19 protein-coding genes and 2 tRNA genes are annotated in these 20,813 nt (G+C 69.2%); 6 read left to right on the forward strand and 15 right to left on the reverse strand.

From position 1 onward, the window contains the following. Positions 1–60: 60 nt before the first annotated feature. A complete protein-coding gene (locus ACXKZF_RS08370; RefSeq protein ID WP_488983926.1) occupies positions 61–1,038 on the reverse strand; it encodes an ABC transporter permease in 978 nt (325 codons plus the stop codon). A gap of 25 nt (positions 1,039–1,063) precedes the next feature. Next, a complete protein-coding gene (locus tag ACXKZF_RS08375) occupies positions 1,064–2,677 on the reverse strand; it encodes an ABC transporter substrate-binding protein (RefSeq protein ID WP_488983927.1) in 1,614 nt (537 codons plus the stop codon). A 304-nt stretch (positions 2,678–2,981) separates the two neighbouring features. Between ACXKZF_RS08375 and valS the strand changes: the two genes are divergently transcribed. The 3 genes from valS to ACXKZF_RS08390 all read left to right on the forward strand — a co-directional run bounded on the left by valS (position 2,982) and on the right by ACXKZF_RS08390 (position 8,166). Beyond that, positions 2,982–5,549, forward strand: coding sequence for a valine--tRNA ligase (gene valS, locus ACXKZF_RS08380; protein WP_488983928.1), 2,568 nt, complete (start codon positions 2,982–2,984; stop codon positions 5,547–5,549). Beyond that, the gene (locus tag ACXKZF_RS08385) at positions 5,549–5,797 is read left to right on the forward strand and encodes a hypothetical protein (RefSeq protein ID WP_243222276.1); all 249 of its coding nucleotides are present in this window, start codon (positions 5,549–5,551) and stop codon (positions 5,795–5,797) included. Before valS ends, ACXKZF_RS08385 begins: the two co-directional genes overlap by 1 nt. Positions 5,798–6,114: 317 nt before the next feature. Next, positions 6,115–8,166: a M3 family metallopeptidase gene (locus tag ACXKZF_RS08390; RefSeq protein WP_488983929.1), complete on the forward strand. Its 2,052-nt coding sequence runs from the start codon at positions 6,115–6,117 to the stop codon at positions 8,164–8,166. Between the two features lie 259 nt (positions 8,167–8,425). On the opposite strand, the gene clpX is transcribed toward ACXKZF_RS08390, so the two are convergent. Continuing rightward, entirely contained in the window at positions 8,426–9,694 is a 1,269-nt protein-coding gene (gene clpX / locus ACXKZF_RS08395) for an ATP-dependent Clp protease ATP-binding subunit ClpX (protein WP_055954303.1), read from the reverse strand. A gap of 52 nt (positions 9,695–9,746) precedes the next feature. Between clpX and ACXKZF_RS08400 the strand changes: the two genes are divergently transcribed. Next, positions 9,747–9,881, forward strand: coding sequence for a hypothetical protein (locus ACXKZF_RS08400; protein ID WP_488983930.1), 135 nt, complete (start codon positions 9,747–9,749; stop codon positions 9,879–9,881). A gap of 139 nt (positions 9,882–10,020) precedes the next feature. Here the strand turns inward: ACXKZF_RS08400 and ACXKZF_RS08405 are convergent, their stop codons facing one another. From ACXKZF_RS08405 to ACXKZF_RS08425, 5 genes are all read right to left on the reverse strand, one after another. Continuing rightward, positions 10,021–10,683 carry an ATP-dependent Clp protease proteolytic subunit gene (locus ACXKZF_RS08405; RefSeq protein WP_055954300.1) on the reverse strand — a complete coding sequence of 221 codons (663 nt, stop codon included), beginning with the start codon at positions 10,681–10,683 and terminating at the stop codon, positions 10,021–10,023. Between the two features lie 23 nt (positions 10,684–10,706). Continuing rightward, positions 10,707–11,294: an ATP-dependent Clp protease proteolytic subunit gene (locus ACXKZF_RS08410; RefSeq protein WP_055954298.1), complete on the reverse strand. Its 588-nt coding sequence runs from the start codon at positions 11,292–11,294 to the stop codon at positions 10,707–10,709. A gap of 78 nt (positions 11,295–11,372) precedes the next feature. Further along, positions 11,373–11,861: a tetratricopeptide repeat protein gene (locus tag ACXKZF_RS08415; protein ID WP_488983931.1), complete on the reverse strand. Its 489-nt coding sequence runs from the start codon at positions 11,859–11,861 to the stop codon at positions 11,373–11,375. 267 nt (positions 11,862–12,128) lie between these two features. Next, on the reverse strand, positions 12,129–13,613 hold the full coding sequence (tig, locus tag ACXKZF_RS08420) for a trigger factor (protein WP_055954293.1): 1,485 nt from the start codon (positions 13,611–13,613) through the stop codon (positions 12,129–12,131). A 73-nt stretch (positions 13,614–13,686) separates the two neighbouring features. Beyond that, positions 13,687–13,760: transfer RNA gene (locus ACXKZF_RS08425), tRNA-Pro, on the reverse strand. Positions 13,761–13,942: 182 nt separating this feature from the next. Between ACXKZF_RS08425 and ACXKZF_RS08430 the strand changes: the two genes are divergently transcribed. Next, positions 13,943–14,016: transfer RNA gene (locus tag ACXKZF_RS08430), tRNA-Gly, on the forward strand. An 11-nt stretch (positions 14,017–14,027) separates the two neighbouring features. On the opposite strand, the gene ACXKZF_RS08435 is transcribed toward ACXKZF_RS08430, so the two are convergent. Together ACXKZF_RS08435 and ACXKZF_RS08440 are read right to left on the reverse strand one after the other, a co-directional pair. Beyond that, a complete protein-coding gene (locus tag ACXKZF_RS08435; RefSeq protein ID WP_488983932.1) occupies positions 14,028–14,390 on the reverse strand; it encodes an A1S_2505 family phage non-structural protein in 363 nt (120 codons plus the stop codon). Positions 14,391–14,430: 40 nt separating this feature from the next. Then, positions 14,431–14,991, reverse strand: a complete 561-nt coding sequence (locus tag ACXKZF_RS08440) for a gamma carbonic anhydrase family protein (RefSeq protein ID WP_488983933.1) — start codon at positions 14,989–14,991, stop codon at positions 14,431–14,433. 157 nt (positions 14,992–15,148) lie between these two features. Here ACXKZF_RS08440 and ACXKZF_RS08445 point away from each other — a divergent pair, with 157 nt between their 5' ends. Beyond that, complete coding sequence (locus ACXKZF_RS08445; protein WP_488983934.1) at positions 15,149–15,634, forward strand: Dps family protein; 486 nt, start codon at positions 15,149–15,151, stop codon at positions 15,632–15,634. Positions 15,635–15,765: 131 nt separating this feature from the next. On the opposite strand, the gene ACXKZF_RS08450 is transcribed toward ACXKZF_RS08445, so the two are convergent. The 5 genes from ACXKZF_RS08450 to ACXKZF_RS08470 form a co-directional block, all read right to left on the reverse strand. Continuing rightward, complete coding sequence (locus ACXKZF_RS08450) at positions 15,766–17,256, reverse strand: amidohydrolase (RefSeq protein ID WP_488983935.1); 1,491 nt, start codon at positions 17,254–17,256, stop codon at positions 15,766–15,768. Beyond that, positions 17,253–17,876: an FMN-binding negative transcriptional regulator gene (locus tag ACXKZF_RS08455; protein WP_200936085.1), complete on the reverse strand. Its 624-nt coding sequence runs from the start codon at positions 17,874–17,876 to the stop codon at positions 17,253–17,255. The genes ACXKZF_RS08450 and ACXKZF_RS08455 overlap by 4 nt, the downstream gene beginning before the upstream one ends. Positions 17,877–17,943: 67 nt before the next feature. After that, a complete protein-coding gene (locus ACXKZF_RS08460; protein WP_488983936.1) occupies positions 17,944–18,933 on the reverse strand; it encodes an Fpg/Nei family DNA glycosylase in 990 nt (329 codons plus the stop codon). After that, entirely contained in the window at positions 18,933–19,475 is a 543-nt protein-coding gene (locus ACXKZF_RS08465) for a ribose-5-phosphate isomerase (protein WP_055954278.1), read from the reverse strand. The genes ACXKZF_RS08460 and ACXKZF_RS08465 overlap by 1 nt, the downstream gene beginning before the upstream one ends. 90 nt (positions 19,476–19,565) lie before the next feature. After that, positions 19,566–20,753, reverse strand: coding sequence for a ferrochelatase (locus ACXKZF_RS08470; protein WP_243222251.1), 1,188 nt, complete (start codon positions 20,751–20,753; stop codon positions 19,566–19,568). Positions 20,754–20,813: the final 60 nt, after the last annotated feature.

Below are 20,813 nucleotides of genomic sequence, written 5' to 3' on the forward strand. Positions count from 1 at the left end.
CCGGGCCAACGTCGGCGCCGGTATCGCCGGTCCGATCCCGGGCGAGGCCCACGACAGCGCTCATGAGGGCACCGCCGTGCGGATGTCCAGCGCCGTGGTCGGCGCGCGCAGACGCGGGTCGATGAGCGGCACGACGATGTCGACCACGGTGTTCACGACGACGAACACCAGCGCACTCAACAGGATCACACCGGTGATCACGGGCAGGTCGCGGTCGGTGATGGCCGTCAGCGTCACGCGCCCGATTCCCGGCCGTGCGAACACCGTCTCCACGAGCACCGCCCCACCGAGCAGCGAACCGACGAGGTATGCGGCGAGTGTCAGACCGCCCACGCTCGCATGTCTCAACGTGTGGTGGACGCTCTCGCGGAGCGGCGTCGCCCCCCGCGCGCGCACGCTCAACAGGAACGGCTCCCGCTCGGCCGCCTCCACCCCGTCGCGCAGCACCTGCGACAGCAGAGCTGCGACCGGGAGCGCGAGGGTGACCGCCGGCAGCACGATCGCCGCGGCATCCCTCGCCCCCGACACCGGAAACCACCCGAGCTGGAACGAGAACACGCTCAACAGCACCAGGCCCGTCCAGAACACCGGCGACGAGAGTATGACGAGCTCGATCCCGGATGCCACGGCTCGGCCCGTCCGCCCGCGCACGAGCAGGGCGGATGCCAGAGCCAGCACCACCGCGATGACCAGGGCGAGCGTCGAGAGCTGCAGGGTCGGACCGAGCTGCCGACCGATGACCTCACCCACCGGGAGGCGCAGTTGGTACGACTCCCCGAGGTCACCGCGGAGCAGCCGGCCCACGAACGCGCCGTACTGCTCGAAGACCGGTCGGTCCAGCCCCAGGTCGGCGCGGATCGCGTCCTTGACCGCGTCGCTCACCTGCGCCTGCGGCCCGAGCATCACCTCGACGGGGTCACCCGGGATGATGCGGAACGCCACGAACGCCAGCGTCGCCGCACCCCAGAGAACCAGAACGACGGATGCCACGATCCCGCCGAGGCGCGAGAAGATCGCGCGGGAGCGAGAGCGTGGCATCCGGGGTCTGTCGTCGGGCGGGGTCTCAGCCGACCGACGCGGTGGCGAACAGCGGACGACCGTAGAGGTCGAACGTCAGGCCGCTCACGTCAGGGCGCACGGCGCTGATCAGCGCGGGGCTGTACAGCGGCACGATGGCGGCGTGCTCGGCGTTCCACTGCTGCACCTGGGCGTACACGGCGTTGCGGGCCGCGGCGTCGGTGGTCGAGGCACCCTGCTCCAACAGCGCGTCGAGGGAGGGATCGCTCACCTGCGAGGCGTTCTGGAACCCGTCGGTTGCGAGGTGGCTCTGCAGCAGATCGGCGTCGACGCCCGAGAAGCCCCAATCGGTGACGTCGAAGGTCTTCGGGCCGTACTGCTCGTTGTAGGCGCCGGGCTCGAGCACCTCGCGCTGCAGGTCGAAGCCGACCGCCTTGAGGTCGCTCTGCACGGCGTTCGCGAGTGCGGCGCGATCGTCGGGCACCGGAGTCCACGCGATCCAGCGGGCGGTGAGGCGCTGGCCGTCCTTGGTGCGGATGCCGTCGGCATCCCGGCCCGTCCAGCCCGCCTCGTCGAGCAGGGCGTTCGCCGCCGACGGGTCGAAGGGCCAGGAGTTCTCGAGGCTCGCGTCGTAGCCGGGGGTGGTGGAGCCGAGGATGCTCCACGCACGCGGGTACTGGCCGAAGAAGATCTCCTGCACCGCGGTGTCGACGTCGATGGCACGGGTGAAGGCCTGGCGCACCTTCTGGTCGGCGAAGACGCCGTACTTCTCGTTGAGGAAGAGCGAGTAGGGCAGACCCGGGTACTCGAGCGACTCGACGGTGTCGTCGGCGGGAACCTGGCTGACGAGGTTCGGCGGCAGGTTCGTCACGACATCGGCCTGGCCGCTGGAAAGGGCGCCGACGCGCACCGAGGCCTCGGGCAGGATGTCGACGCGCAGCGTCTCGAAACTCGGCGCCCCGGTGCCGTCGGGGCCCCAGGTGTAGTCGTCGTTGCGGGTGTAGACGATGTCCTGGTCGGGCGTGTATTCGGTCAGCTCGAACGGGCCGGTTCCCACCGTGACGCCGGGGCCGCCGGCCTTGAGCTGGTCGGCCTTGGTCTCGAGCACGGCCGGGGAGTAGAACCCGAGCAGCGACGTGCTGGCGGCCTGAAGGAACGGTGCGTAGGGCTGCGAGAAGCGCACGCGTACGGTGTGGTCGTCAACCACGTCGGTGCCGCCGTACAGGTCGCCTCCGAGCATGGATGCCGCCTGCGCCGACGCCGTCTCGGGATCGACGATGCGGTCGAAGTTCGCCTTCACGGCCGCCGCGTCGAAGGGCGTGCCGTCGTGGAAGGTCACGTCGTCGCGGAGCTGGAAGACGTAGCTCGCACCGCCGTCTTCGACTTCCCACGAGGTCGCGAGCCACGGCGAGAACGAGCCGTCGGCCTCCTGGTAGACCAGCGAGTCGAGCACGGCGCGCTGCACCATGGCCGACACATCGAGCTGGCTGGTCTGCGGGTCCATGTGCCCGGCCGAGAGGTTGGCGCCCTCGATCGCCCAGACGATCTCGCCGTCACCGGAGGCCTCGGGGTCGGACCCCGCGCACGCGGAGAGGGACAGGGCGGCGACAGCGGCGACGGCGACCGCCGTCAGCACGCGGCGGGTGTGCACAGAAGGCATGGAGAGACCTCGGAAATCTCGATGGGGAACCTCCAGCCTACCCGCGTTCCTGGACCCGGTGCGGAAACCCCGGCCCCCGCGCGCTCGCCCGCGGCGAATGCGCGACCATAGCGCGCACGGGTCGCCTCGTCGCGTGGGTGTCCACGACACCCGGACGATCTCCGACCGCTCCCTGGTGTCGTGGACACTCACGCGGCCACGGAGGCGCCCTGCCCGCGCCGCGGCCCCGCCCCCGGTATCGTGGATGCCACACCCTTCAGGCACGCTCACACAGTGCCGCCCATATCGCTCGAGGAGTACCCGCATGGCCACCATTCCCGACAAGCCCGCCCTGGAAGGCCTCGAGCAGAAGTGGGACGCCGCGTGGAACGAGCGCGGCACGTACGTCTTCGACCGCCTGCGCGCCGCCGAAGTCGGTCGCCAGGGCGTGTACTCCGTGGACACCCCGCCGCCGACGGCATCTGGAAGCCTGCACATCGGCCACGTGTTCTCCTTCACGCACACCGACGTGAAGGTGCGCTTCGAGCGCATGCGCGGCAAGACGGTGTTCTACCCGATGGGCTGGGACGACAACGGTCTTCCCACCGAGCGCCGTGTGCAGAACTACTACGGCGTGCGGTGCGATCCGTCGCTCCCCTACGACGCCGACTTCACCCCGCCGTTCGCGGGCGGCGACAACAAGAGCAGCAAGGCCGCCGACCAGGTGCCGATCAGCCGCCGCAACTTCATCGAGCTGTGCGAGCAGCTGACGATCGAGGATGAGAAGCAGTTCGAGGAGCTCTTCCGCGAGCTCGGGCTGAGCGTCGACTGGACGCAGACCTACCGGACGATCTCCGACGACTCGATCCGCACGAGCCAACTGGCGTTCCTGCGCAACATCGAGCGCGGCGAGGCGTACCAGTCGATGGCGCCCACGCTCTGGGACGTCGACTTCCGCTCGGCGATCGCCCAGGCTGAACTCGAGGACCGCGATCAGCCAGCCGCTTATCACCGAGTGGGCTTTGCGAAGACCGACGGCTCGGGCGACGTGTTCATCGAGACGACCCGCCCCGAACTGCTCGCCGCGTGCGTCGCGCTCGTGGCCAACCCCGACGACGAGCGCTACCAGCCCCTCTTCGGCACGACCGTGCGCACCCCGCTCTTCGATGTCGAGGTGCCGGTGCTCGCGCACCCGCTGGCGCAGAAGGACAAGGGATCGGGCATCGCCATGATCTGCACCTTCGGTGACGTGACCGACATCATCTGGTGGCGCGAGCTCGACCTTCCCAACCGCACGATCATCGGCAAGGACGGCCGGATCGTCGCCGAGGCTCCCGATGTCATCGTGACGGATGCCGCGAAGGCGGCGTACGACGAGCTCGCGGGCAAAACCGTGTTCAGCGCCAAGAAGCGCATCGTCGAGCTGCTGCAGGAGTCCGGTGCGATGGAGGGCGCCCCGAAGCCCTTCACCCACCCCGTCAAGTTCTTCGAGAAGGGCGACCGTCCGCTCGAGATCGTGTCGACGCGCCAGTGGTACATCCGCAACGGTGCTCGGGATGCCGAGCTGCGCGAGCGCCTCGTGGCCCTCGGGCGCGAGATGTCGTGGCATCCCGACTTCATGCGCGTGCGCTTCGAGAACTGGACCAACGGTCTCACCGGCGACTGGCTCGTCTCGCGCCAGCGCTTCTTCGGTGTGCCGATCCCGGTCTGGTACGGCCTCGACGAGAACGGTGAGCGGGACTACTCCCGCGTGCTCACGCCCGACCTCGCCTCGCTCCCCGTCGACCCGACCACCGACGTGCCCCCGGGCTACACCGAAGACCAGCGGGGCGTGGCGGGCGGCTTCGACGCCGAGCGCGACATCCTCGACACCTGGGCGACCTCCTCGCTCACCCCGCAGCTGGCCGGCGGCTGGCAGCGCGACGAGGAGCTGTGGAACCTCGTGGCGCCGTTCGACCTGCGCCCGCAGGGCCAGGACATCATCCGCACGTGGCTGTTCTCGACGATGCTGCGCAGCACCCTCGAAGACGACCGCGCGCCGTGGACGGATGCCGCGATCTCGGGCTTCATCGTCGATCCCGACCGCAAGAAGATGTCGAAGTCGAAGGGCAACGTCGTCACTCCCGCCGACATCCTGAAGCAGCACGGCTCCGACGCCGTGCGCTACTGGTCGGCGTCGAGCCGCCTGGGCACCGATGCCGCCTTCGACCCGCAGAACCCGACTCAGGTGAAGATCGGTCGGCGCCTGTCGATCAAGCTGCTGAACGCGGCGAAGTTCGTACTGTCCTTCCCCGTGCCCGAGGGCGCCGAGGTCACGCACGACCTCGACGCGTCGATGCTCGCGACCCTGGACGCCGTGATTCGAGACGCCACCGCCGCCTTCGAGGCGTACGACCACGCGCGGGCGCTGGAGATCACCGAGTCGTTCTTCTGGACGTTCTGCGACGACTACCTCGAGCTGGTGAAGGAGCGCGCGTACGACCGGTCCGACGTGGGTCAGGCCTCGGCCGCTCTCGCGCTGCGCACGGCCCTCTCGACGCTGGTGCGCCTGTTCGCCCCCGTGCTGTCGTTCGCCGCTGAAGAGACCTGGTCGTGGTTCGAAGAGGGTTCGGTGCACACCGCCGCGTGGCCGGAGCCGCTCGGCATCGACGGCGACCCCGCCGTGCTCACCGCCGTCAGCGCCGCGCTCATCGGCATCCGTCGCGCCAAGACCGAGGCGAAAGCCTCGCAGAAGACGGCCGTGACATCGCTCACGGTTGCCAGCCCCCACGTCGAGGCGCTGCGCCTCGCTGAGGGCGACCTGCGCGCCGTAGGGCGCATCGAGACGATCGCCTTCGCCGAGGGCGACACCACCACCGTCACCGACATCGTGTTCGCACCCCAGGAGGACTGATGCAGCTCGGAACCCGTTGGACCGCCCGTGAGCAGCCGCCGAAGGCCGTCCCCGAGGCGTTGCACGCGCAGATCGCCGCGGTCGAAGAGGCGCTGAATCCCGACGGGCTCAGCGCGCCCGCCCCGCGGTGGACGTTGACGTTCCTCGAGGGGCGCCCCGTCGCCGAGCTCGACACCGGGGTCATCGTGTCCCAGGATGCCGCGGGCGACATCGTCGTGCGCTACGACGACGATGACGAGTTCGCCTGAGCCGTCCGTTCGCCACGAAGCCCGCTGCGCCCTCTGGGGCGTCGGCGGGCTTCGTCGTGTGGCGCTTGCGACCCGTCGTGCCCGGGAGCGGAGGAGATTCGGGGGACGGAGGACGTCGCACGCGCCCGGGATCCTCCCCCGGCCGGAAGTCCTCCGCTCGGAGGCTCGCCTCGCCGTTCGCACCTGCGCGCACGGCGGGACCGACGTCCGGGAGTGGAGGAGTTTCCGGCGGCGGAGTACGGCGCACGCTCCCAGGATCCTCCGCCCATCGGAAGTCCTCCCCCCGGATCCGTCGCTCGTGCTCGTAGGCTGGGACGATGACGGATGCCGTGACCAATCCCCTCCTCGCACCGCCCGCTCTCCCCTACGACCTCCCCCCGTACGGAAGCATCCGGCCCGAGCACTACCTGCCCGCCTTCCACGAGGCGTTCGCCGCCCATCGCGCCGAGATCGACGCCATCACCGCGCAGACGGATGAGCCCACGTTCGAGAACACCCTTCTCGCTCTGGAGCGCAGCGGCGTTCTTCTCGATCGTGTGGCGCGGACCTTCTACACCGTCACGTCTGCCGACGGCACCGCCGAGATCCAGGCGATCGAGGAGGAGCTGGCCCCCCTCATGGCCGCGCACAGCGACGCGATCCAGCTGGACGCCACCCTGTTCGCGCGCATCGCGGAGGTGCACGCCCATCTCGACCGACTCGATCTCGATGCCGAGAGCCGCTACCTCGTGGAACGCCGTCACCGCGAGATGTCGCTGGCCGGCGCGGGGCTCGACGACACGCAGAAGGCGCGCCTGACCGACCTCAACCAGCGTCTCTCGGTCCTCACCACGACGTTCGAGAAGAACCTGCTCGCCGACACCAACGACCTGGCCGTCGTGTTCGACGACGCGGCCGAGCTCGACGGCCTGGGCGCGGGCGAGCTGTCGGCCGCGGCGCAGGCGGCGACCAGTCGAGGCCTGGACGGGCGGTACGTCGTCACCCTGACCTTGTACACCGGTCACCCCTACCTCGCGTCACTGACCAACCGCGAGAGCCGTCGACGTCTGCTCGAGGCGTCCCGCTCACGCGCCGCGCGCGGCAACGCCCACGACAACCGCGACGTCCTTCGCGAGATCGTGCGCGTGCGCGCGGAGCGCGCCGCCCTGCTCGGATACCCCTCGCACGCGGCCGCCGTCCTCGCGGACCAGACGGCGGGTTCTCCGGATGCCGCCCGCGACCTGCTCCGCCGACTCGCTGTGCCCGCCGCCGCCAACGCGCGTTCCGAGCAGGACGCCCTCCAGAAGATCGCCGATGCGGACGGCATCCAGATCGAGGCCGCCGACTGGGCCCTCTACACCGAGAAAGTGCGCGCCGAGCGGTACGACCTCGATCGCGCGGCGCTGCGCCCCTGGTTCGAAGCGGAGCGCGTCCTGCGCGACGGCGTCTTCTTCGCCGCCGAACAGCTGTACGGCGTGACCATCGCCGAACGTCACGACCTGCAGGGCTACCACCCCGAGGTGCGCGTGTTCGAGGTGCGCAACGCCGACGGTGGCGAGCTCGGGCTGTTCCTGCTCGACCTCTACACCCGCGACAGCAAGCGGGGCGGCGCGTGGATGAACTCGATCGTGACGCAGTCCACGCTGCGCGGCACCGCCCCCGTCGTCGTCAACAATCTCAACGTCAACAAGCCGGCCCCGGGCACGCCGACCCTTCTGACGTTGGATGAGGTCACGACGCTGTTCCACGAGTTCGGTCACGCCCTGCACGGCCTGTTCGCCACGGTGACGTACCCGCACTTCGCCGGCACCGCGGTCTACCGCGATTTCGTCGAGTTCCCGAGCCAGGTGAATGAGATGTGGATCCTCTGGCCCGAGATCCTCACGAACTACGCCCGTCACATCGACACCGGCGAACCGCTCCCGTCCGACGTCGTCGATCGCCTGCATGCCTCGGAGGCGTTCAACCAGGGCTTCGCGACGAGCGAGTACCTCGCGGCATCCTGGATCGATCAGGCGTGGCACGGCCTGTCCGTCGACGAGGCGTCGGCCGAGATCGACGTCGCCGAGTTCGAGGCCGCCGCCCTGGCCGACATCGGCCTCGACAACCCCGTCGTGCCGACCCGGTACGCCTCGACGTACTTCGCGCACGTGTTCTCGGGCGGGTACAGCGCCGGGTACTACTCCTACATCTGGAGCGAGGTTCTCGACGCCGACACCGTCGGATGGTTCCGCGAGAACGGCGGTCTGGCCCGCGCGAACGGTGAGCGCTTCCGTCAGAAGGTGTTGGGCGTCGGTGGCGCCGGCGACCCGCTCGCGGCCTACCGCGACTTCCGTGGACGGGATGCCGACATTCGCCCGCTCCTGGAGCGACGCGGCCTCACGGGGTGACACCGGGTGCGGGGGCGCCCATAGCGCCCCCGCACCGGACCGGAACGGGTGTCGTCGGTGCGTGCGCTTGTGTGCGGGGCGTGCTCGCGCGCCGTGGCGTTTCTGCGCAGGCACGGATGAGGCCCGGCGCGCGCAGCCGCGATGGCCGTCGGCGTCGTGCGGCTCAGGCGCTACCGTCCCCGGTGCGCGGGTGGCTCAGGCGCTACCGTCCCCGGTGCGCGGGTGGCTCAGGCGCTACCGTCCCCGGTGCGCGGGTGGCTCAGGCGCTGCGGCGCTTCTGCGCGAGCACGATGGTCGGCTGCGCGCCGTCTTCGACGGAAGCGCGCGTGATGACGACCTTCGCGATGTCGTCGGCCGAGGGCACGTCGAACATGATCGGCCCGAGCACGTCTTCGAGAATGGCGCGAAGCCCGCGGGCGCCCGTCTTGCGCAGCACGGCGAGGTCGGCGATGGCACGCAAGGCGTCTTCATCGAACTCGAGCTGCACCCCGTCGATCTCGAACATGCGCTGGTACTGCTTGACCAACGCGTTCCGAGGCGCCGTGAGGATCTCCATCAGCGCGTCCTGGTCGAGCGGAGACACGGATGCAACGACGGGCAGACGACCGATGAACTCGGGGATCAGGCCGAACTTGTGGAGGTCTTCGGGCAGCGCCTCGCTGAAGAGGTCGGGCGCGTCTTCCTTGCGGTGCAGCGGGGCACCGAAACCGACGCCGTGCTTACCGACACGCGCGGAGATGATCTCCTCGAGACCCGCGAAAGCGCCGGCGACGATGAACAACACGTTAGTCGTGTCGATCTGGATGAACTCCTGGTGCGGGTGCTTGCGTCCACCCTGCGGCGGGACGGAGGCGACGGTGCCCTCGAGGATCTTCAGCAGCGCCTGCTGAACGCCCTCACCGGAGACGTCGCGCGTGATCGAAGGGTTTTCCGCTTTGCGGGCGATCTTGTCGACCTCGTCGATGTAGATGATGCCGGTCTCGGCGCGCTTCACGTCGAAGTCGGCGGCCTGCAGGAGCTTGAGCAGGATGTTCTCGACGTCTTCACCGACGTAGCCGGCCTCGGTGAGGGCCGTGGCATCCGCCACCGCGAAGGGCACGTTGAGACGCTTCGCGAGCGTCTGTGCGAGGTACGTCTTTCCACATCCCGTGGGACCGAGCAGCAGGATGTTGCTCTTGGCGATGTCGATCTCTTCGGCGCGGGCCTCAGCGGGCTGCAGCGTGCCGTGCGCGCGGATGCGCTTGTAGTGGTTGTAGACGGCGACGGCGAGGGCACGCTTCGCGGCATCCTGACCGACGACGTACTCCTCGAGGAAGGAGAAGATCTCGCGGGGCTTGGGAAGATCGAACTCGGCGACGTCACCGGCCGACGATTCGGCCATGCGCTCTTCGATGATCTCGTTGCACAGCTCGACGCACTCGTCGCAGATGTACACGCCGGGACCGGCGATGAGCTGCTGAACCTGCTTCTGGCTCTTGCCACAGAAGGAACACTTGAACAAGTCGGCGCTCTCACCGATGCGTGCCATGCCGGTTCCTCCCGTCACCCGGCCCCCGCCGGTGTGTAGTCGAGCCTAACCCGTGCCCGCACGAACCAAGGGCATTTACGACCGCGGCGGTGTCATGATCGCCCAGGGCGGACGCGCGGCATCCGCTGAGGCCCGCGGTCTACCCGTCAGCGGCGACGCAGCGTGCGTCGAGACGGCGTGTCCCTGACACCTCGGCTGCAGCCTGCCACCGTGATGCAGCGTCGATGCGAACCGCGCGCCCGGAGTTCGACGGATGGCGGGCCGGCCGAACACGGCGAAGCCCCGCAGACCGAACGAGGTCTGCGGGGCTTCGTGAGGTGAGTGCCTCAGGCGGTGAGAGCCGCGGGCACACGCTTGCGCGTGGTCAGCACCTGGTCGACGATGCCGTACTCCATCGCCTCGTGAGCGGAGAGGATCTTGTCGCGGTCGATGTCCTTGTTGATCTTCGCGACGTCCTGACCGGTGTGGTGCGCCATCGTGGCTTCGAGCCAGGTGCGCATGCGGAGGATCTCCTGCGCCTGGATCTCGATGTCGGACGCCTGCCCGTGGCCCGCCTCGCCCATCGCGGGCTGGTGGATCAGGATGCGGGCGTTCGGCAGGGCGAGACGCTTGCCGGGGGCGCCGGCGGCGAGCAGCACCGAGGCAGCCGAGGCCGCCTGGCCGAGCACGACGGTCTGGATCTGCGGCGAGACGTACTGCATCGTGTCGTAGATCGCCGTCATGGCCGTGAACGAGCCACCGGGCGAGTTGATATACATGATGATGTCGCGGTCGGGGTCCTGCGACTCGAGCACGAGCAGCTGGGCCATGACATCGTCGGCCGAGGCGTCGTCGACCTGGACGCCCAGGAAGATGACGCGGTCCTCGAACAGTTTGTTGTAGGGGTCCTGGCGCTTGTAGCCGTAGGCCGTGCGCTCCTCGAACTGAGGGAGGACGTAGCGGCTCGAGGGCATGTGCGCCGCGGCGCCGCCGAAGGTGGGGATGTTCATGTCGGTGTCCTTTTCCTCTCGCCTCAGACCGCAGCGGTTCCGCCGCCGCCGGTGACGTCGGTGGCGTGCTCGCGCATGTGGTCGACGAAGCCGTACTCGAGGGCCTCCTGCGCCGTGAACCAACGGTCCCGGTCGCCGTCCTCGTTGATCTGCTCGACGCTCTTGCCCGTCTGCGCCGCAGTGATCTCGGCGAGGCGACGCTTCATGTCGAGGATGAGCTGCGCCTGCGTCTGGATGTCGCTCGACGTTCCGCCGAAGCCACCGTGCGGCTGGTGCAGCAGCACGCGGGCGTTGGGCGTGATGTAGCGCTTGCCCTTGGTGCCGCTGGTCAGCAGCAGCTGGCCCATCGACGCCGCCATGCCGATGCCGACGGTGACGATGTCGTTCGGCACGAACTGCATCGTGTCGTAGATCGCCATGCCGGCTGTGATCGAGCCGCCAGGCGAGTTGATGTAGAGGTAGATGTCCTTCTGCGGGTCTTCTGCTGCGAGCAGCAGGATCTTGGCGCAGATCTCGTTGGCGTTATCGTCGCGCACCTCGGAACCGAGCCAGATGATGCGGTCCTTCAGCAGCCTGTCGAAGACGCTCGTTGCCATAAGGGGTTCGGGCATGTGTGCTCCTCTTCCGGTGATCTTCAACGAATCTACCGGCGCGTTCCGGGGCGGGATGCCGTGTTCGCCGCGGGCGGATCAGAGCGGTTCTTCGGCGATTTCACGCGCGTATCCGGTCACCGACCGGGTATAGCGCGGTAGGTGCGGGGCGAGCGCCTGCAGAGCGATGGATGCCGCCCTCCCGGGCTCCCCGTTCGACACCAGCGCGAGCGCGTAGAAGGCGGCCGCCGCGTCGTGCAGGTCGCCGCGCGGCTCGCGCTCGTACTCCGCCCGTAGCAGGGCCAGCGCTTCCGCCGTCTCACCGAGGTTGCGGATCGTGCTGGCGAGTTGGATGGTCGCACGAGTACGACGCTCGTCGTCGAGACCGATCTGGAGCGCCCTGCGGTACAGTCCCTCCGCCTCCCGCTCTCGCCCGGCCGAATCGCGGGCCCCGGCCCGCTCGAACAGCGCCACCGCGTCGTCCTGGGGACGCTCCGTAGCGAGCTCGTCGATGCGGGTGATCACGTCAGTGGGGTCGAGCGTTTCGTCGGCCCACACGGCATCCACTCGGCTCTGCCAGTCGTCCATGACGTCTCTCCGATCTCCTGGGGTCGTGCTGTCCTGTTGATTGTCCACAACACGCCGCATCACCGGGCCCCGCGCGGCGTGTCCTGGACACTCAACAGCATCCGGGGCCACCCCCGACTCGCTCGCACGCCCCGTCCCCAAACCCCCTGTTGAGTGTCCAGGAATCGCCGTTCGGGTGGCTGGACCGCGGCGTGTCCTGGACACTGAGCAGAGGGGAGGGACGAAAAAGGGGGCGGATGCCACGGCATCCGCCCCCTTCGTCGTGACTTACTCGCTGTCAGCGGCCTTGTCGGCGGCCTTCTTCTTGGCGGGGGCGCGCTTCTTGGCGGGGGCTTTCGCGGGGGCCTCCTCGGCGGGCGACTCTTCGGCGGGCGCCTCTTCTGCCTCGACGACGGCGTCGGCGTCGGCCGCGGCGTCAGCGATCTCCTGCGCCTCTTCGACCACCTCGTCCTCGCCGTCGGTGGGCTCTTCACCCTCGACGGCGACGAAGCCGGTCAGATCGACGGGCTTGCCGTCGGTGTCGACGACCGTGACCTTGCCGAGCGCGATGGCCAGGGCCTTGTTGCGCGCAACCTCTCCGACGAGCGCGGGCAGCTGGTTGCCCTGCTGCAGCGCGTTGACGAAGTCCTGCGGCGCCATGTTGTACTGCGCGGCCGACTGGATGAGGTACTGGGTCAGCTCGTCCTGCGACACCTGGACGTTGGCGTCTTCGGCGATCTTGTCGAGGACCATCTGCGTGCGGAACTGCTTCTCGCTCGCCTCGGTCACCTCGGCGCGGTGCTCGTCGTCCTCGAGGCGGTTCTCGCCCTCGAGGTGGTTGTGGACCTCGTCCTCGATGAGCGCCGGCGGCACGGGGATCTCGACGGCCTCGAGGAGGGCTTCGATGAACTTGTCGCGCGCAGCGGCGCCCTGCGTGAACACCGACTGCTGCGAGACACGCTCGTTGAGCGACTCGCGGAGTTCGGCGATCGTGTCGAACTCGGATGCCATCTGGGCGAAGTCGTCGTCAGCGTCAGGGAGCTCGCGCTCCTTGACGGCCTTGATGGTCACGGCCACCTCGGCCTCTTCACCGGCGTGGTCGCCGCCGACGAGCTTCGAGCGGAACGTGGTTTCTTCGTCGGCGGTGAGCGACTCGATGGCCTCGTCGATGCCCTCGAGCAGCTCGCCGGAACCGATCTCGTACGACACGCCCTCGGCGCGGTCGATCTCGGCACCGTCGATGGTGGCGACGAGGTCGAGCTCGACGAAGTCACCGGTCGTCGCGGGACGGTCGACGGTGACGAGCGTGCCGAAACGGGCGCGCAGCTTGTCGAGCTCGGCGTCGATGCCGGCCTCGTCGACCTCGGCGGCGTCGACGGTCACCGTGATGGTGTCGTAGGCGGGCAGGTCGAACTCGGGGCGCACATCGACCTCGACGTCGACGATCAGGTCGCCCGAGAAGTCTTTCAGCTCGGGCAGTTCGATGATCTCGGCGTTGGGGCGACCGATCACGCGCAGGTCGTTCGCCTCGACGGCCGCGCGGTAGAACCCGTCGAGCCCTTCGTTGACGGCGTGCTCGATGACCGCGCCGCGGCCCATGCGCTGGTCGATGATGGGCGCGGGCACCTTGCCCTTGCGGAAGCCGGGGATCTGCACATCTTTGGCGATGTGCTCGTAGGCGTGCGCGATGCTCGGCTTGAGCTCGTCGGGCGAGACCGTGATGTGGAGCTTGACCCGGGTGGGGCTGAGCTTCTCGACGGTGCTGTTGACCATGCGGTTCGTTCTCCTCGTGTGGCCCGCGCGCACGCGGGGGCCGGCTAGGCCTGTGGTCTGTGGGGCCGTGACGTCGGGGCGACAGGATTTGAACCTGCGGCCTCCCGCTCCCAAAGCGGGCGCTCTACCAAGCTGAGCTACGCCCCGGGGCGGCGCGCGGCACGCGCCGACGAAACGACCGCTGAAAGTCTAGTCGATCGGCCTGAGCGCGCAGGTCCCGCCAGACAGGAACCGGCGGAGACGCCCGTGGGTCGCGTTCGCACCACCCGCGCGGGTGTCGTAGAGTGGTCGAGTTCGAGTTCGGCGTCCTGTTCAGGATGCCGAAATTCGGGGCTGTAGCTTAGTGGTAAAGCCTCTGTCTTCCAAACAGATGATGCGAGTTCGATTCTCGTCAGCCCCTCCACATCCCGACTGTCATGTCGCGTCCGTCACTGCACGGAAAGACTCCGGCAGGACGACGTTCTCCCCGGCATCCGCGAAGAAGCCCGCGACCTGATTCGGGCGGTACCCGGCGATCCCGCACCCCACCTCGGTGACGAGGAACCGCAGGTCAGGATGCGCGGCCGCGAAGGCGACGAACCGTCGCGCCTGCTCCTCAAATACCGTCAGCCCTGACATCGTGTCGATGCCGTACGACTGGCCCTGCAGTCCTTCGCTCTGACCCCAGACGGCGCCGAAGCGGTCGAGGGCGAAGCGCGCCGCTCCCCCGCCGTGCGCGCCGGATGCGTTCGATCCGAAGACGAAGACCTCACCGGGTTGCAGTGACGTGATGTGCATGGCGCGAGCCTACGGACCGACCCGCGTCCCGCAAGGGGCTTCACTCGCCGTGTACCGGCGGTTCGCCGACGGGCAGCGCCGAACGGTGCCGATCGCTGTGTGCGACGTAGATCTGCGCGTTCCGCAGGATCTTCGCCCGCTCCTCGTCGCTCAGCGCCCGCCGCACCTTGGCGGGCACCCCGGCGACGAGTGAGCCCGCCGGCACCACCGTGCCCTCGAGCACGACCGCTCCCCCGGCCACGAGGCATCCGGGTCCGATCTCGGCGCCGGAGAGGACGACGCTGCCCATGCCGATCAGCGAGCCGTCGCCGATCGTGCATCCGTGGACGACGGCGTTGTGCCCCACCGACACGTCGGCCCCGATGACCACGGGCCGCCCGGCATCGACGTGCACCGAGACGTTGTCCTGCAGGTTGCTGCGCGCACCGACCGTGATCGACGCGCTGTCACCGCGGAGCACGGCGTTGTACCAGACGCTGGCGCCCTCGCCGAGATGCACTTCTCCCACGATCCGGGCACCGGATGCCACGAACGCGGTGTCGCCGATGACGGGCACGGCATCGGGAAGGGTGAGCACAGTGGCATCCGGGGCGATCGTCATGCGCATGACCCTATCCGTCCCCTTCGACACCGCCGGAGGATAGGTGAGGATTGCCTATTAACCAGGCATTTAGCCGAGCCTCATCTTCCTTGCGGAATGCTCTGGAGTGAGTAGCGTTCTATCCATCGAGACTTCGAACGTCGCCTAAGGAGCAAAAATGAGCATCGTTCATACCCCCGCCGCCACCACCGTCGATCCGACCATGGCAGCCGGCACCGCCCAGTTCCTCTCCCCCGTCGTGATCGGCCTGGAGGCGCTCGTCGTCAACGGCAAGCAGGCACACTGGCACGTGCGCGGCGCCAACTTCATCGGCGTGCACGAGCTGCTCGACACGGTTGTCGCCCACGCGCAGGACTGGGCCGACCTCGCCGCTGAGCGCATCGTCGCCCTGGGCCTGCCGATCGACGCCCGTCTGTCGACCGTCGCCGCCAAGGCCAAGGCCACCGAGGTGCCCGCCGGCTTCGCACAGTCCGACGTCGTCATCCGCGCCGTCATCGCCGACATCGACGCCGTGCTCGTCGACCTCGAGGCCGCCATCGAGGGCCTCAACGAGGTCGACATGTCGAGCCAGGACGTCGCCATCGAGATCAAGCGCGGCCTCGACAAGGACCGCTGGTTCCTGTTCGCGCACCTCGCCGCGTAAGACGTGTGTTCTGAGGGGGCGGTGCTTCGGCGCCGCCCCCTTCGTCGTTCTCGTAGACGATCGCGTGAGGGGTCAGCACGTGTCGCCGAGTGAATGCCGGGCGACGTTCATCGACCCCTCACGCGCGGGGCTCAGCCGTGCGTGACCCGACCGGCGATCAGCGTCGTGCGCACCGGCATCGTCCGCAGGCTCCGCTCGTCGGCCGTGAGGGGGTCTGCTCCGACGATGACGAGATCCGCCGCCGCGCCGGGTGAGATCTCGGCCGGCGCCGTCGATCCGCCGACGGTGGATGCCGCGATCGCCGCGCCGATGTCGACTCTCTGGTGCGGCTGCCAGGCGTCGCGCCCGTCGCGCGTGCGGAACACCGCCGACGCCATCGCCCCCCACGGATCGAGCGGCGCCACCGGGGCGTCGGACCCGAAGCGCACGTTCGCGCCGCTGTCGACCAGGGCCCGCAGCGGGTACGGCTGCGCGGACTGCTCCGCCCAAACGGCATCCGTCATGTCGCGGTCGTCCAGCGCATGCTCGGGCTGAACACTCGCCGCCACCCCCAGCCGAGCGAAGCGCGGGATGTCGGCGTGGGCGACGAGCTGCGCGTGCTCGATGGTGCCGACGGCACCGCTTCGTGCGTACGCGTCGAGGGCGTGACTGTTGGCGACGTCGCCGATCGCGTGGATGGCGCACTCCAGACCCGCCGCCGTCGCCCGCGTCATCATCTCGACGAGCTCGTCGGGTGCCACGGTCAGCAGGCCGTGGTTGTCGACGTCGCCCGGGTAGTGGTGCGCGCACGCGGCGGTGCGTGTCCCGAGCGATCCATCGGTGATGGCCTTGAACGGTCCGACACGGATCAGGTCGTCGACGGCGCCGCGCACGGGGTCTCCCGTGCGAAGGCCCTCGGTGATCGCCCGATCCAGGTGCTGCGGGTATGTGCCGTACGTCACGCGCACCGTGTCGAAACCGCGCGCCGCGCGCCGCTGCCACGGGCCGTCGTTCCACGTCATGTCGAGATCGACCATGCCCACGATTCCGCGGGCGGCGGCTGCCCGCGCCATGCGCTCCACGGCCCGGTCGGCGACCTCGGGGTGGACGGCGTTCAGGCGACGCGAGATCTCGAAGGCGTCCTCCTCGCGCAGCATCCCGGATGCCACGGGCGCGAAGCCCTCGCGCCGGAAGGCCGCCGAGTTGAGCCAGACACTGTGCACGTCGGCGTTGATGAGATAGGTCGGAAAGACGCCGGTGGTGGCATCCAGCATCTGCAGGCTCGGCGCGTCGGACCACAGGCCGTCGCGGAATCCGACGCCGACGCGGCATCCCTCGCTCAGCGCCGCCGCGCCCATGACGGCGGCCGCCTCGCGCGCCGACGAGACTCCGGCGAGGGGGACGCGATCAGCGACGAGCGCCCACTGGAGCGCGTGGACGTGGTGGTCCCAGAGCCCTGGAAGCAACCAGCCGCCCTCGCCGTCGATCACGAGACCGGTCGGACGCAGATTGCCGGTGGGCGCGATGTCGGCGATGCGCCCGCCCGCGATGACGATGTCGACCGGTTCATCGGTGGGGAGGAACTCGCGACCGGGACCCGCGACCCGCACCGCGCGGAGGAACCCCGCGCTCTCGCCGATCACGGGCGCACCCGCGCGTCGGCGGCCCGACGCATCTCGGCCGAGAGCTCGGGGTTCTGTGCGGACACGCCCTGGATCACCGTCTCGACCACCTCGGCGCTCTTGTTCTGGCTGAGCTTGCGCTTGGCGGTGACCCGCGTGGGCGTGAGGCGGAAGCCGACCGTCCCACGCTCCAGCCGCTCCACGAACGCGGCGTCGTTGGGCAGTGCGTAGAGGCCGCGCGCGTCGGCGTCGTCGCCCTCGAAACGGGCCACCAGACGTTCGAGCACGCGCAGGTTCTCCTGCGGCGTGAGCAGTTCCGGGATGCCGGACAGGTGCGCCGACACGAAGTTCCACGTCGGCACGGCCGGGACGTCGCCGTACCAGCGGGGGGTGATGTAGCCGTGGGGGCCCTGTACGACCACGAGCAGTTCGCGATCGCCGAGCCCGAGGATGAGGTCGTCGGGTTTGCCGACGTGACCGACGATGGTGAGGTCGTCACGTTCGTCGTCGAGCATGACGGCGTAGTGCGAGGCGACGAGGCCGTCGTCGGTCTGACTGACGAGTGTGACCCACGGGTGGCGGTCGATCAGGCGTCGGATCTCACCGACGTCGGTCATCGCGAAGCTGGGGTTCTGACGCACCGGTTCAGCCTAGAACGCCGGTGGCGCCGACGAGCTCAGCCGCCCGCGCGGAAGACCGCCCGTCGCCTCACGCCTGGCACCTCGGGCACCAGTAGAGCTTGCGCCCCGCCGCGTCCTCCATCAGCACAGTGGTGCCGCAGACACGGCAGGGCAGGCCCGCGCGGTGGTACACCCAGTGCCGGTCGTCGCGGTGGGCCATGGCGCGGCGGTAGGCCGCGGGGTCGAGGTCGTCCATGGTCATCATCTGACCGGTCTCGACGCCGATGGGCAGCAGTCGCGCCCAGTCGCGCCAGATACCGCGCACGACCTCTTCCGGCACCTCACGGCCGGGGGTGTGGGGGTTCTGCCGCGCACGGAACAGCAGCTCGGCGCGGTAGACGTTGCCGATCCCGCTCACCACCGCCTGGTCCATCAGCAGCAGTCCGATCGCCGTCGGCTTCTTCCTCACCGTGGCGGTGAAGCGCTCCTCCCCCTCGGCGACATCGTCGACGAGGGGATCGGGGCCGAGCTTGGCGATGACCGCGGCGATCTCGTCGGGTGTCTGCAGGACGCACGCCGTCGGACCCCGCAGATCGGCGCAGGTCGTCTCGGTGAGAAGACGCAGGCGCACCGCGCCCACGACCGGCGGCGGCCATTCCGTCTGCTCGTCGAGCCCGGTGGTCTGCTCAGACATGCGCACGCGGGCGCGTCGCGGGGCGCCGATCGAACTGAGGGAGTTCTCGCCGGCGGCATCCATTATGGCGTCGTCGATCACCGTGCCGCGCTGGTTCGTCTGCCCCATGCGTCCGTTGGACGACGCGATGGTCGCATCGACCGACACGTCGCCCGAGAAATCCCAGGCGCCGTACATCCCCAGGTGAACACGCAGCCAGACGTCTCCGTCGAACCGCAGGAACATCTGCTTGGCGACGGCTTGCACCTCGAGCGCCTCGCGCCCGTCGATGACCTCGGCGCCCTCGACGAAACGGCCCTGGGGACTGGATGCCGCGACCGTGCGGCCCACGATGTTGCGCTCGAACTGCCGGGCGATGCGGTGGACGGAATGCCCTTCGGGCATCAGCCTGCCTCGGGGTCGAACGAGTCGCTGGCGTCGGTCATGGTGCTCTCGGAGGCGCCCGCGCGCGGATCGGGCAGGAGCACCCCGTCCTGCTCGAACGCGGCGAGCTGCCCGATGCGGCGCGCGTGACGCTCTTCACCCGAGAACGGGGTCGCGATGAAGCGATCGATGAACGAGCTGGCCTCTTCGAAGGAGTGCTGGCGCGCGCCGATCGAGATCACGTTGGCGTCGTTGTGTTCGCGGGCGAGCTCGGCGGTCGAGATGTTCCACACGAGCGCGGCGCGTACGCCGAGCACCTTGTTGGCAGCGATCTGCTCGCCGTTGCCCGATCCGCCGAACACCACGCCGAGGGCGTCGACGCCCTCCGCCTGGTCACGGACGACCGCTTGAGCTGCCCGGATGCAGAAGGCGGGGTAGTCGTCGAGCGGGTCGTACTCGACGGGCCCGTGGTCGATCACCTCGTGCCCCTGCGAGGCGAGGTGGTGCTGGATCTGGGTGGAGAACTCGAGACCGGCGTGATCGGTGCCGATGTGGATGCGCATGAGGGAATCCTATTGAGGATCACCGACACCGCGGCGCGGATACGCCGACGCCGCCCGCCCCCTTCGAGGGAACGGGCGGCGTCGATGATCTCAGGGACGAAGACCCGCGGCCACCGGCTTGAAGCCCGCGCGGATGTTCTCGCAGCAGCCGGGTCGGCAGACGTCGTACCAGGGTCCGAGGTCTGTCAGGTGCGGGCGTTCGGCCTTCGGCGTGCCCGCGAGCCGCTCCTCCACCAGGTCGATGAGCCCAGAGACATAGGCGGGGTCGATGCCGGGCGTCGGGGTGCGCACCGCCTTGATGCCGGCCTCCTCGGCCGCCTCCATCGCCTCGGTGTCGAGGTCCCACAGCACCTCCATGTGGTCGCTGACGAAGCCGAGGGGCACGATCACCACCGCCTCCGCACCGCGGCCGGGGAGCTCGGCGATCACGTCGTTGACGTCGGGTTCGAGCCAGGGCTGCGTGGGCGGGCCGGAGCGCGACTGGTAGACCAGCTCCCACTCCACGTCGGCGACGGCGGCCGCGACCTCGGCCATGACGAACGCCGCGACGGCCTTGTGCTGGGCGGCGTACGCACCGCCCTCGCCGAAATCGACGTCGCGAGGTCCGGAGCGCTCGGCGTCCGCCGACGGGATGGAGTGGGTGGAGAAGAGCACACGGATCTTCTCGGGCGCGATGCCCTCCGCGACGTAGGCCGACACGGCATCCGTCACCCCGCGCACGAACGTCGTCACGAAACCGGGGTGGTCGAAGAACTGGCGCACCTTGTCGATGGTCACCGTCTCGCCGAGCCCCGTCGCCTCCAGGACACGCGCATAGTCTTCGCGGTACTGACGGCAGCTCGAGAACGAGCTGTACGCGCTCGTCGCGATCGCCAGCAGCGTGGTGTCGCCGGCCTCGGCCGCCTCTGTCACCGCCTCTTCGAGGTAGGGCTCCCAGTTGCGGTTGCCCCAGTAGACCGGCAGACCCAGGCCGCGCGCCGCGATCTCGGCCTCGAGCGCCGCCTTCAGCTCGCGGTTGTGCTGGTTGATGGGGCTCACGCCGCCGAAGTGCCGGTAGTGGTGGGCCACCTCCTCGAGGCGCTCGTCGGGGATGCCGCGTCCGCGCGTGACGTTGCGCAGGAACGGGATGACGTCGTCCTGCCCCTCCGGTCCGCCGAACCCGGCGAGGAGGATGCCGTCGTAGGCCACGGGCGTCTCGACCCATTTGGGTCCGGAGGACGCGGCGGGAGAGGCGTAGAGGACGGTTTCGGGGGTGCTGTCCGTGTCGGTCGTGCTCACGCAGACATCCTCCCACTTGCCTGCACAGCCCGGACGGGGGGTATCTCGACACTAGGCTTA

Source organism: Microbacterium sp. ABR10 (assembly GCF_057812175.1).

Excerpts from the sequence above, each read along its gene's own strand:
- ACXKZF_RS08370 (WP_488983926.1), bottom strand. The coding sequence starts at position 1,038 with ATGCCACGCTCTCGCTCCCGCGCGATCTTCTCGCGCCTCGGCGGGATC.
- ACXKZF_RS08375 (WP_488983927.1), bottom strand. The coding sequence starts at position 2,677 with ATGCCTTCTGTGCACACCCGCCGCGTGCTGACGGCGGTCGCCGTCGCC.
- valS (WP_488983928.1), top strand. The coding sequence starts at position 2,982 with ATGGCCACCATTCCCGACAAGCCCGCCCTGGAAGGCCTCGAGCAGAAG.
- ACXKZF_RS08385 (WP_243222276.1), top strand. The coding sequence starts at position 5,549 with ATGCAGCTCGGAACCCGTTGGACCGCCCGTGAGCAGCCGCCGAAGGCC.
- ACXKZF_RS08390 (WP_488983929.1), top strand. The coding sequence starts at position 6,115 with ATGACGGATGCCGTGACCAATCCCCTCCTCGCACCGCCCGCTCTCCCC.
- clpX (WP_055954303.1), bottom strand. The coding sequence starts at position 9,694 with ATGGCACGCATCGGTGAGAGCGCCGACTTGTTCAAGTGTTCCTTCTGT.
- ACXKZF_RS08405 (WP_055954300.1), bottom strand. The coding sequence starts at position 10,683 with ATGAACATCCCCACCTTCGGCGGCGCCGCGGCGCACATGCCCTCGAGC.
- ACXKZF_RS08410 (WP_055954298.1), bottom strand. The coding sequence starts at position 11,294 with ATGCCCGAACCCCTTATGGCAACGAGCGTCTTCGACAGGCTGCTGAAG.
- ACXKZF_RS08415 (WP_488983931.1), bottom strand. The coding sequence starts at position 11,861 with ATGGACGACTGGCAGAGCCGAGTGGATGCCGTGTGGGCCGACGAAACG.
- tig (WP_055954293.1), bottom strand. The coding sequence starts at position 13,613 with ATGGTCAACAGCACCGTCGAGAAGCTCAGCCCCACCCGGGTCAAGCTC.
- ACXKZF_RS08435 (WP_488983932.1), bottom strand. The coding sequence starts at position 14,390 with ATGCACATCACGTCACTGCAACCCGGTGAGGTCTTCGTCTTCGGATCG.
- ACXKZF_RS08440 (WP_488983933.1), bottom strand. The coding sequence starts at position 14,991 with ATGACGATCGCCCCGGATGCCACTGTGCTCACCCTTCCCGATGCCGTG.
- ACXKZF_RS08445 (WP_488983934.1), top strand. The coding sequence starts at position 15,149 with ATGAGCATCGTTCATACCCCCGCCGCCACCACCGTCGATCCGACCATG.
- ACXKZF_RS08460 (WP_488983936.1), bottom strand. The coding sequence starts at position 18,933 with ATGCCCGAAGGGCATTCCGTCCACCGCATCGCCCGGCAGTTCGAGCGC.
- ACXKZF_RS08465 (WP_055954278.1), bottom strand. The coding sequence starts at position 19,475 with ATGCGCATCCACATCGGCACCGATCACGCCGGTCTCGAGTTCTCCACC.